General features: G+C 44.2%; 8 protein-coding genes and 1 other annotated feature. Of the genes, 7 read left to right on the top strand and 1 reads right to left on the bottom strand.

Annotation, left to right across the window (positions count from 1 at the left end; genetic code table 11):
• The first annotated feature begins 196 nt into the window (after positions 1-196).
• The 7 genes from pflB (at position 197) to ACH59B_RS15300 (ending at position 10,078) form a co-directional block, all read left to right on the top strand.
• Positions 197-2,458, top strand: a complete 2,262-nt coding sequence (pflB, locus tag ACH59B_RS15330; protein ID WP_016822312.1) for a formate C-acetyltransferase — start codon at positions 197-199, stop codon at positions 2,456-2,458.
• Between the two features lie 65 nt (positions 2,459-2,523).
• Complete coding sequence (gene pflA, locus ACH59B_RS15325) at positions 2,524-3,282, top strand: pyruvate formate-lyase-activating protein (RefSeq protein ID WP_117289661.1); 759 nt, start codon at positions 2,524-2,526, stop codon at positions 3,280-3,282.
• A 218-nt stretch (positions 3,283-3,500) separates the two neighbouring features.
• Positions 3,501-5,720, top strand: a complete 2,220-nt coding sequence (locus tag ACH59B_RS15320; RefSeq protein WP_174820876.1) for a copper amine oxidase N-terminal domain-containing protein — start codon at positions 3,501-3,503, stop codon at positions 5,718-5,720.
• A 255-nt stretch (positions 5,721-5,975) separates the two neighbouring features.
• A complete protein-coding gene (locus ACH59B_RS15315) occupies positions 5,976-6,467 on the top strand; it encodes a Fur family transcriptional regulator (RefSeq protein ID WP_016822309.1) in 492 nt (163 codons plus the stop codon).
• A 1-nt stretch (position 6,468) separates the two neighbouring features.
• On the top strand, positions 6,469-6,759 hold the full coding sequence (gene yidD / locus ACH59B_RS15310) for a membrane protein insertion efficiency factor YidD (protein WP_103042512.1): 291 nt from the start codon (positions 6,469-6,471) through the stop codon (positions 6,757-6,759).
• Between the two features lie 37 nt (positions 6,760-6,796).
• Positions 6,797-7,069 (top strand) — a binding site (T-box leader).
• Positions 7,070-7,174: 105 nt separating this feature from the next.
• Positions 7,175-9,193, top strand: a complete 2,019-nt coding sequence (metG, locus tag ACH59B_RS15305; protein WP_404301987.1) for a methionine--tRNA ligase — start codon at positions 7,175-7,177, stop codon at positions 9,191-9,193.
• 168 nt (positions 9,194-9,361) lie between these two features.
• Positions 9,362-10,078, top strand: coding sequence for a cytochrome c biogenesis CcdA family protein (locus ACH59B_RS15300; protein ID WP_186290463.1), 717 nt, complete (start codon positions 9,362-9,364; stop codon positions 10,076-10,078).
• Here ACH59B_RS15300 and splB read toward each other — a convergent pair.
• Entirely contained in the window at positions 10,071-11,135 is a 1,065-nt protein-coding gene (gene splB / locus ACH59B_RS15295) for a spore photoproduct lyase (RefSeq protein WP_017427491.1), read from the bottom strand. The two genes, ACH59B_RS15300 and splB, sit on opposite strands and share 8 nt — an antisense overlap.
• Positions 11,136-11,217 lie beyond the last annotated feature (82 nt).

Genomic DNA, 11,217 nt, shown 5'->3' with positions numbered 1-11,217 from the left:
GGAAAATAAAGTGACAAAAATCACTCATATTGTGATTTTTGTCACATACTACACTCTATCATTATTCTACAATAAGAGTGTAAGAAAGGTCCCGACACTGAGCGTAAGGCATCGGTGAAAAGGCCGGGCTCAAGAAATAGTTTAAACGTGAAAAAAATCACAAGTCCGGAAGACCAAACAATTTGGAGGGATTTACATGTCGGTGATTGAGAGAGAATTACAAGAGCAACAATCTGGCTGGAGAGGTTTTAAAAAAGGAAAATGGACTAAAGAAGTTAACGTCAACGATTTTATTGAAACAAATATCTCACCTTATGTTGGCAATGAAGAATTTTTGGTTGGTCCTACCGCCAATACAACTGCATTGTGGGAAATTGTATCTGATCTTACTAAAAAAGAGTTGGCAAACGGCGGCGTTCTTGATGTAGACGTAAATACGCCATCCACCATTATTTCACATAAACCAGGCTATTTGGACAAGGACAAAGAACAAGTTGTCGGCGTACAAACAGATGCTCCATTCAAACGTTCTTTGCAGCCGTTTGGTGGAATTCGAATGATGATCGATGCTTGTAAAGCCTATGGTTTTGAAGTGCCACAAAGCATTGTTGACATTTTCACTCATATTCGTAAAACACACAACCAAGGTGTATTTGATGCTTATACAGATGAAATGAGAGCAGCTCGTAAAGCTGGGATCATTACTGGTCTGCCAGATGCATACGGTCGTGGTCGTATAATCGGTGACTATCGTCGCGTAGCTCTGTATGGTGCAGACTTCTTGATCCAAGATAAAAAACTTCAATTGAAAAGCCTTGAAGTTGATTCCATGGAAGAAGACGTAATCCGTCTGCGTGAAGAAATTTCTGAACAAATTCGTGCTTTGAATGAATTGAAACAAATGGCTGCTGAGCACGGTTTTGATATTTCTAAACCAGCTAACAATGCAAAAGAAGCTTTCCAATGGGTATATTTTGGATACCTTGCAGCGATTAAAGAACAAAATGGTGCAGCAATGTCCTTGGGACGTGTATCTTCATTCCTTGACATTTATACTCAACGTGATCTTGAGGAAGGTGCGATGAACGAAGAACAAGCTCAGGAACTGGTCGATCATTTTGTTATGAAACTGCGTATTGTTAAGTTCCTGCGTACACCTGACTACAACGAACTGTTCAGTGGTGACCCAACTTGGGTAACAGAATCCATTGGTGGTATGTCTGTCACTGGAGAAACTCGTGTTACCAAAAACAGCTTCCGCTTCTTGCACACACTGTACAACTTAGGACCTGCTCCAGAACCTAACTTGACTGTACTGTGGTCAGAAAAACTGCCTGAGGGCTTTAAAAAATATTGTGCAAAAGTTTCTATTGAAACTAGCTCCATTCAATATGAAAATGACGATTTGATGCGTCCAATCTACGGCGATGATTATGGTATTGCTTGTTGTGTATCCGCTATGAGAATCGGTAAACAAATGCAATTCTTTGGCGCTCGTGCCAACTTGGCAAAAGCTCTGCTGTATGCCATTAACGGCGGTAAGGATGAAAAATCCGGCGTTCAAGTAGGACCTGAGTTCCCAGCTATTACAAGTGAAGTGCTGGATTACGAAGAAGTGTTAAGCCGTTTCAAACCTATGATGGAATGGCTGGCAAAACTGTACATGAACACTTTGAATGTTATTCACTATATGCATGATAAATATAGCTACGAACGCATTGAAATGGCGTTGCATGACCGTGATATTCTTCGTACCATGGCTTGTGGTATTGCGGGTCTGTCAGTTGCTACCGACTCCTTGAGCGCCATTAAATATGCAAAAGTTAAACCAATTCGCAACGAAAAAGGAATTGCTGTTGACTTTGAAATCGAAGGCGAATATCCTTGCTACGGTAACAATGATGACCGCGTAGATACTATCGCTGTAGAACTGGTAGAAAGCTTCATGAGCATGATCCGCAAACATAAAGCTTATCGTAATGCGGTTCCTACTCAATCTGTACTGACCATTACTTCCAACGTGGTATACGGTAAGAAAACAGGTACAACACCTGATGGACGTAAAGCAGGCGAACCGTTCGCACCAGGTGCAAACCCAATGCATGGTCGTGATAAAAAAGGCGCTCTGGCATCTCTGAGTTCCGTAGCCAAATTGCCTTATGAACACAGCTTAGATGGTATCTCGAATACCTTCTCCATCGTGCCTAAAGCACTGGGTAAAGAAGAAGAAACACGCAAAACAAACCTTGTTTCGATGATGGATGGCTACTTTGGAAGCCACGCACATCATCTGAATGTCAATGTGTTTGCTCGTGAACAACTGTTGGATGCAATGGAACACCCAGAAAACTATCCACAACTTACGATTCGTGTTTCCGGTTATGCTGTTAACTTTATCAAGCTGACTCGTGAGCAACAATTGGATGTTATTAACCGTACTTTCCACGGTACAATGTAAATAAGTTTTACGTATCATATAATACACTGACGCACGCATAGCGGATGCGGGAAGGATGATGCAACATGTTGAAAGGTCACATACACTCATTGGAAACCTTCGGGACCGTAGATGGTCCCGGCATCCGCTTCGTGCTCTTTATGCAAGGATGCTTGTTGAAATGTCAATATTGCCATAATCCGGACACTTGGGCCTTAAATGAAGGTAATCCGATGACGTTAGAAGAAGTATTGGCTGAGATTGAACCATATTTAGCCTATTACCGTTCTTCGGGAGGCGGATTAACAGTTTCCGGTGGAGAACCGACATTACAAGCTCATTTTGTAGCAGAGTTGTTCAAAGAAGTGAAACGTCGCTGGAATTTGCACACGACATTGGACAGTAACGGCTTTAATGATGCAGGTCGTATCCATGATCTACTGGACGTAACGGATTTGGTACTACTTGATATTAAGCACATCGATAACGACAAGCATATTAAGCTTACAGGCAAATCCAACGATCGTATGCTAAGTACGGCCCGCTGGTTGTCTGAGCAAGGGCGCAAAATGTGGATTAGACACGTATTTGTACCGGGTATCCATGACGACGAGCAAGATCTACTCAATTTGGGACGGTTCATTGGAACGTTGAACGGAGTCGAGAAATTCGAAATTTTACCTTACCATCAAATGGGTGTTTACAAATGGGAAATGCTCGGTAAGGCGTATCCGCTGGAGGGAGTTCCGTCTCCTACAGATGAAGAAGTTCAACGTGCTTACCGGCTCATTGAAGAGGGTCGTCTGGAGACTGCAGGAACGGATACTGCTTGTCGTCCATCATAATGTAAATGGATCAGAACTACTTTCAGGTTATAAAGCCGCCGTCACATCAGATCAGATGGACGGCGGTTTTTTTGTTGTTGAATTTTTGCAGTCACAGGAGAAAGTTACCTTTTTTTCATGATCGTCAAAATTTCCAGAAACTTTTTGACAACTGTCGCGTCTAATAGTATGACTTTTCACGGGAATGATAATAATTTGGGGATAGAAGGAGACAGACAATGAATTTCAAGAAATGGACCATGCTCACCGCCTTGGCGGTAGCTCAGGTGGCTGCAGTAGCCCCTGTAGGAGCAGAAGCAGCATCAACAAGCGTTCAATCCACCGATTCGGTTAGCGCCCAGCAGACGACCAATGTTGCTGATTCCGGCGTTCAGAATAGTATCGGAGATCAAAATGGAACAAGCACACCAGCTAATACGGTAACACCTGATAACACGGGTGTATCCAATGATCCATTGACTGGGCTGCCTACAGATACCACTAACGGATCGAACGTAACCAATGATGTATACGGTGGAGACGGAACGATCACCAATCCTGGTGGAGCTCCAACATCCATGAATGCGAATCAACTGATTTTGTATTTGAACAGTGCTAAAATGGAACAAAATGGACAGGTATATACGGCAACTCAGCCGATGACAGTCAAAGACGGAGTTTCCTATGTAGCTATCCGTTCTCTTGTCAGCCGTGTCGGATTGCAGTTTAGTTATGACACTGCCACCAAAGAAACCGTAATCACCCAAGGAACAAATGTCCTACGCTTCAAAACAGACAGCAAAGTTTATACGGTTAACGGTGAAGCTAGACAAATGAAGGGACCGGCTTTCCAACAAAAGAACGTATTTATGGTACCGTTGACCTCGATTACGCAGGCCTTAAATATTCCTTATACTGTGAATAATACAACTAAACAAGTTATCATGGATTTGAATCAGAAGCCAAAAGCTTCTTTCACGGTTCAACAAAAAGATATCTATGCGGGTGAAACTCAAGTTACGTATTTGACCAAGGAATCTTCTCCTACAGGTCTTCCGATTGTGAACCAACGTTGGGAAGGTAAGCAGGACGTATTTCAGGAGCCGGGTACATATGTAGTTACCTATTCCGTTCTTGACTCTGCTGGGAACTGGAGTGATCCTTACTCTGTAACAATTACAGTAAGACCGCCAAATCAGCCGCCGGTAGCTCTGTTTACAACGGATAAAAAAGAGTACAAGATGGGTGAAAAAATTACCATTACCGACCTGAGTACTGACGATGAGAATGCGATCACTAAGCGTGATTGGGAGAACAAGAAACTTGCCTTCTTCCAGCCAGGTGATGTAACCATTACACTGACCGTGACTGATAAGCATGGCGCAACAGGTACCAAAAGTGAAACAATTAAAATTACGAATGAACTGCTATACAACGAAGATGATTTCAATAAAATTTTCACGCCATATGGCGATAAATACAGTGTAGATGGCAGTCAGGTGCCTACAATGCCTACCATTCCTTTGACTAGTACATCTTCACCACGTCTTCTGATTCGTGCCAACAGCCCGGAACGTGTGTTCCAGGATGGTATCGTATATCAGGAAACCGGATCAGGCAGTACCCGTATTCTTGTCCATCATGTGAATGAAACGGGTAGAGATGTAAAGATGTATGTGATTGCGACCAACAACAATATCACGCCTACCAATATTAATGTCGAAAATTCAGGTTTTGCTGGACCATCTGAATTTGCTACAGCTGCGGGAAAAGTTTCAATTCAAAAATATTTTCAGTCTATGATAGATGGAAGCAAACGTTCTAGTACGGTTCTGAATCCAGGCGAAAGCCGTATTATTTTGCAGGATTTGAATGAGAAAAAAATGAAACAAAAACAAGTCATTTCTCTCTTGTCCGATCTATACACGGATCAGCCAATCCAATATACGGTCATTATGGTGGATGCAAATGCAGATCCAATGACTGTACTGCCTACACTGGCAAAACTGCCTAAGGACGGTATTCATAACCGTGGAACGTACGCGAATTCGGATATCTCGCTCAATTATACCGAAGAAGTTGGTAAAACAGCTCAACGTATCGTTCTTGGTGATAATAAGGTAGACCCGAACCTGATTGGTACCGACGGCCTGGACGGCTCTTCTGCTTCCAATGCTGGTAACTTTGGTGTTGTATATAAGGTTAAGTTGGACCATGTAGCGCCGTATTCACTGATTGCGTTCAACCCGCGTGGAGGCGAATATTCCGGCTATGCGATGGTGAACAATCAGGTTGTGGGCATACCGACAAATGGTGCTGTATGGGCTCCGAATGAAATGAGTGTGCTGTATCGCACAGGTCATATCGAAGAAAGTGTAGAGATGTATTTCACTGCAGCTGCTGGTAGTAATCTGCCGGTTTCCGTAGTAGTTATGCCTTTACCAGCTATTAAAAATTAATTTTAAATAACCGGTGCTGTTTACCGGCTTAGACCACTTGAGTCTCATCATTCACCGTTTTAAAAGTCGATGTCACTTGCAGGATATAGGCGTTCTCCCGTTGCGAACTTGGTTGCAGCACTGGAGAACGTCTTTTTCTTATGAGTAGAGCGAATATCTCTTATAATATTGACTTTAATCGTGGTATAATGAATAGATGCAAGCCTAAGCCTGCATCAGAAAACCTGAAACTATAGACAGGGGAGGGTGAAACGCATGCTGACAAAGGATGAGATTATCGCAACGATGTCCGCTCAGGGGCTGCGTATTACAGATCAACGCAAGACGTTGGCCACGTTATTTTCCGAGAATGAAGGGTATCTGTCCCCTAAAGACGTTTATGAATATATGGGTAAGAAGTACAGCGGACTTAGCTTTGATACAGTATATCGCAATCTGCGTGTAATGCAGGAATTGGGTGTACTGGAGCAGGTATCTTTTGAGGATGGGATGAAGTTCAAGGTGAGCTGTAATGAACATCATCACCACCACCATATGATTTGCTTGAGCTGTCAGAAAACATTGCCGATTTCTTTTTGTCCAATGCAAATGACAGATACAACAGATCAATTCCAAATCGTCGAGCATAAGTTTGAAATTTTTGGTTATTGCAAAGACTGTCAGCAGAAGAATGGGCATACTGAGAGTAATTCGGATGGGGGTTTCAAACAGACGAGCAGTCACACTCACAGCCACGGGGGCTACTGAAATGAAAATCACCACACGCAGAGTGGTACAGGCTCCGATTCAGTTTTATCGTGCTTACATTTCACCATTAAAGCAGGCTACCTGCAGGTTCTATCCGACGTGTTCGGCGTATGCGCTGGAAGCGGTAGAAGTGCATGGTGCGCTCAGAGGCTCATGGCTAGCTGCAAAGCGTATAGCTAAATGCCATCCATTTCATCCCGGCGGTGTAGATTTGGTCCCTCCTGCAAAAAAGGGGTTAGATCAGTCTGACAAAGATCGTTTGGCTACCCATACTGAGAAGGGTCTGACTTGACAGCGCCATGCCGATTTGGTTATATTTTGGTTAATATTGTTTTCCTGTGAAGGGATGAGTAAGGTAAGTCGTCCAGTACAGAGAGCCGGAGTTAGCTGAAAACCGGTCTGGAGTGAAGCCTGAATATGGTCCTGGAGGAACCTTTTTCGAGCGTATTTGCCACAGTGAAGAAGCTATGTTCAAGAGGCAATCGTAAGGAGGAGGCGTGATCCAGCGTTAATGGGCGGTCAGATGTGACCGGTGAAGCCTGTATTCTGCGAGGGTACAGGGAATTTGGGTGGTAACGCGTGAGGTGACTCTCGTCCCATAGGGACGGGGGTCTTTTTTGTGCCCAATTTGTGTCGAATTCATGAATTGGAGTACCTATCATGGTAGCAAATCTTTTGCTGTCGTGAACAAAACAGGAGGAACATACATGTCTAGTGAGAACACATTTTACATTACAACACCGATCTATTATCCCAGTGACAAGCTCCATATAGGCCATGCCTACACGACGGTAGCGGGTGATGCGATGGCTCGCTACAAGAGGCTACGGGGCTATGAGGTTCGTTATTTGACAGGAACGGATGAGCATGGCCAGAAGATTGAGCAAAAGGCAAGTGCAGCTGGCAAAACGCCGCAACGTTTCGTAGATGACATTGTGGCAGGTATTCAAGACCTGTGGCGGAAGCTCGACATTTCCAATGACGATTTTATCCGTACTACGGAGGAACGCCATAAGGCTGTCGTACAGGAAATCTTTGATCGTTTATTAAAACAAGGCGATATTTATAAGGGAGAATACGAAGGTTGGTACAGCATTCCTGACGAGACTTACTACACAGAAACTCAGCTCGTTGACGTCGTGAAGAACGCTGAAGGTAATGTAACTGGAGGTAAGAGCCCGGATAGTGGACACCCTGTAGAACTGGTCAAGGAAGAGAGTTACTTTTTCCGCATGAGCAAGTATGCTGATCGGTTGCTGCAATTTTATGAAGAGAACCCGCAGTTTATCCAACCGGAATCCCGGAAAAAAGAAATGATTAACAACTTCATCAAGCCGGGGTTAGAAGATCTGGCTGTTTCCCGTACAACTTTTGACTGGGGTGTTAAGGTCAAGGGGGACCCGAAGCATGTCGTATACGTGTGGATTGACGCACTTTCTAACTACATCACTGCCTTGGGGTATGGCTCTTCTAATACTGAGCTGTACGATAAATTTTGGCCAGCAAATGTGCATATCGTAGGTAAAGAGATTGTACGATTCCACACGATATATTGGCCAATCATGCTGATGGCACTGGACCTTCCGTTGCCTAAAAAAGTATTTGCACATGGTTGGTTACTCATGAAAGATGGCAAAATGTCGAAATCTAAAGGCAATGTGGTAGACCCGGTAACGTTGATTGACCGTTATGGTCTGGATCAACTTCGATACTACTTGCTGCGCGAGGTGCCATTTGGAGCGGATGGAACATTCACACCTGAAAGTTTTGTAGATCGTGTAAATTCGGATTTAGCCAATGATCTGGGCAACTTGTTGAATCGTACGGTAGCGATGGTAGACAAATATTTTGACGGCAAAGTTCCCGCTTATGAAGCCAATGTAACCTCATTCGACGCAGCTTTGGTAGATATGGCAACATCGACTTATAGTAAAGTTGAAGAAGCCATGGAAAACATGGAATTTTCCGTGGCTTTAACGGCGATTAGCCAATTTATTAGCCGTAGCAACAAGTATATTGACGAGACGCAACCTTGGAATCTGGCTAAGGATGAGGCAAAACGTCGCGAATTGGCATCTGTTATGGTGCATTTGGTAGAAAGCTTACGTATTGCTTCCATTTTACTTCAGCCTTTCTTGACGCGTGCACCTCATCAAATTTGGGAACAACTCGGTATTCGTCAAGGGGAGCTGACTACATGGGATAGCGGCAAGCAATTTGGACGTATTCCAGAAGGAACGCAGTTGGTCAAAGGTAATCCGATCTTCCCCCGTCTGGACTCTGAGCAAGAGGTTGCTTTTATCGTAGAAGCAATGACTGGAGGTAAGAAACCGGAGGAAGCTGCGACACAAGCTCAACCGCTGAATGCATCTGAGGCGAGCCAGGAAGCACCAGAGCCGAAAGAAGAGATTGGCATTGAGGATTTTGCCAAGGTAGAACTGCGCGTTGCCCAGGTTGTTGCCTGTGAGCCTGTGAAGAAGGCCGATAAACTATTGAAGCTTCAGCTCGATCTTGGTTATGAGCAGCGACAGGTGGTATCAGGAATTGCGAAGTTTTATACACCTGAGGATATCATTGGGCGTAAGGTGATCTGTGTGACCAATCTTAAGCCAGTAAAACTTCGGGGTGAGCTGTCGCAGGGTATGATTTTGGCAGCATCACATGGGGATCAGCTTACATTGGCCACTGTACCGGATGGTATGCCAAATGGTGCGATTGTAAAATAAGAGGCTATATAAAATAAAAGAACGTAAAAAGCGTATGCTTGGATATTATTCTCCCAGGCATACGCTTTTTGGCTTGCATCATATTTTTCTCTGTCTATACGTATGTTTTAGTAGGTAGGGCTTGCATTTGCTCTGCGTGTTCACTAAGACAGGTGGGAGGAAATGATGATGTCAGATGTCAACGCCGGGTTGACCATCGTTGCTGGACTGGTTTCTTTTTTTTCACCGTGCTGCTTGCCACTATATCCATCCTATTTATCGTATATAACAGGAATGTCGGCACGTGAACTGGCTGAAGGACGGCACAGGGCAGAGGTTCGCTATCGTACGATGGGACACACGCTTGCTTTTGTATTAGGCTTTTCGGTTGTTTTTTATTCACTGGGGGCAAGTGTCGGGTTGCTTGGAGAATGGTTTGCCAATTATGGGGATACGCTAAGAGTCGTAGCGGGGCTACTTATTATACTCATGGGTCTGGTATCTCTTGGTTTCGTGCGTCCATTATTTCTAATGAGAGAGCATAAGCTGCGCTGGACATGGAAGCCTGCCGGTTACGCCGGTTCCTTTGTAATCGGAATTGGGTTTGCGGCAGGCTGGTCACCCTGTATCGGTCCTATGCTAACAGCTATTATCGCTTTGGCGGCAGTAGAGCATCACATTTGGTTCAAGCTGATTACTGGCTACGCACTTGGTTTTGCGATTCCGTTTTTTGTATTGGCTTTGCTGGCAGGCTCTGTTAAGTTATCGTCCCGTTATACTTCCATCCTTATCCAAATAGGTGGCATGCTGCTTGTGATCACTGGCGGTCTGCTGGTAACGGATCATATGACAGATGTTACGCTTTTTTTACAACGGATTACCCCGGATTGGATGCTGGTTATGTGAAATATTCGATACGACTTAAAGGAAAATGTTCAAAAATGCGTTCTGTGATAAACTCCCGTAGTGCATTTTGCTGTTCATCGGGATAAACATATTTATTCTGGCCCCAGCGGCCCCATTTTTTCTTACGTTTTTCTATGTCCATTTCCAGTTTGGTTTTCGGGTAACGTTTCTCGATAACAGCTTTGGATGTTTTGGTAAAGCGATGCTGAATTAATTCGAATGTCAGATCCTTCGTAGCATGCTGGGGCAAGGTTTCTCCCAATCTACGCAGCAGCTCTCCGTATCCTTCTTCCCAGCCGTCATACCAAATGATGGGTGCGATGATGAACCCCAGCGGATAACCGGCCCGTGCGATTTTGCCCGCTGCTTCAATACGTTCCTCAAAGCGCGAAGTTGCAGGTTCAAACTGTTTAATAACATAATCGGAATTAATGCTAAAGCGGATGCGAGTATGGCCATTATGTTTAATATCCAGCAATGGATCAACATGATGATATTTTGTAACAAAACGAAGTCGGCCAAATTCCTCATCTGCCATGAAACGAATCAAGTCTCCAAGTGATCCAGTGATATGCTCCAAACCAACCGGATCAGAGGTACAAGCTGCTTCAAAACGAGTAATTTCAGGCGCCCGCTCCTCGATATAGGCTTTAGCTGCTGATATGATATCGTCAGTATTGACATAGATCCGAATATACGGCTTTGCTCCTAAGGTTGTTTGTAAATAACAGTAGTGACAGTGCCCCATGCAACCAGTCGAAATAGGGATGGCATATTCGGCAGAGGGCTTGGATTGGTCAAAAGTTAATGTTTTACGGATGCCGACAACCAGTGTCTTTTTTGCCATTCGGTATTTTTCAACTTCAGTTTCACCTGGTAAATTGGTAATTCGGTTGTGAGAGGTCGTCATACGATACGGAATATCCTTGGCTTTGACCCAATCCATAATACGCTGGCCTTTGGGATAATTTAGTGCGTCTGGTTCAAAAAACACCAGATCAGGCATGAATGGCTTGGTTCCTCTGATTTGGACAGGAGTACGCTCAAGCGTAGACATGGCTAACGCTCCTTTCGAAATAAATCCTCTGTGCTCTGGTGTCCAACTCTAAAGCATCTCCGCAGAAAGTAACGATACAGGG

The sequence above is a fragment of the Paenibacillus sp. DP01 genome (assembly GCF_044784315.1).
GTDB lineage: Bacteria > Bacillota > Bacilli > Paenibacillales > Paenibacillaceae > Paenibacillus > Paenibacillus polymyxa.
The sequence above is the reverse complement of the archived record's forward strand: the minus strand, read 5'-3'. Positions and strand labels throughout refer to the sequence as shown.

Coding starts and splice junctions, on each gene's coding strand:
- pflB (WP_016822312.1), top strand. CDS start 197: ATGTCGGTGATTGAGAGAGAATTACAAGAGCAACAATCTGGCTGGAGA.
- pflA (WP_117289661.1), top strand. CDS start 2,524: ATGTTGAAAGGTCACATACACTCATTGGAAACCTTCGGGACCGTAGAT.
- ACH59B_RS15320 (WP_174820876.1), top strand. CDS start 3,501: ATGAATTTCAAGAAATGGACCATGCTCACCGCCTTGGCGGTAGCTCAG.
- ACH59B_RS15315 (WP_016822309.1), top strand. CDS start 5,976: ATGCTGACAAAGGATGAGATTATCGCAACGATGTCCGCTCAGGGGCTG.
- yidD (WP_103042512.1), top strand. CDS start 6,469: ATGAAAATCACCACACGCAGAGTGGTACAGGCTCCGATTCAGTTTTAT.
- metG (WP_404301987.1), top strand. CDS start 7,175: ATGTCTAGTGAGAACACATTTTACATTACAACACCGATCTATTATCCC.
- ACH59B_RS15300 (WP_186290463.1), top strand. CDS start 9,362: ATGTCAGATGTCAACGCCGGGTTGACCATCGTTGCTGGACTGGTTTCT.
- splB (WP_017427491.1), bottom strand. CDS start 11,135: ATGTCTACGCTTGAGCGTACTCCTGTCCAAATCAGAGGAACCAAGCCA.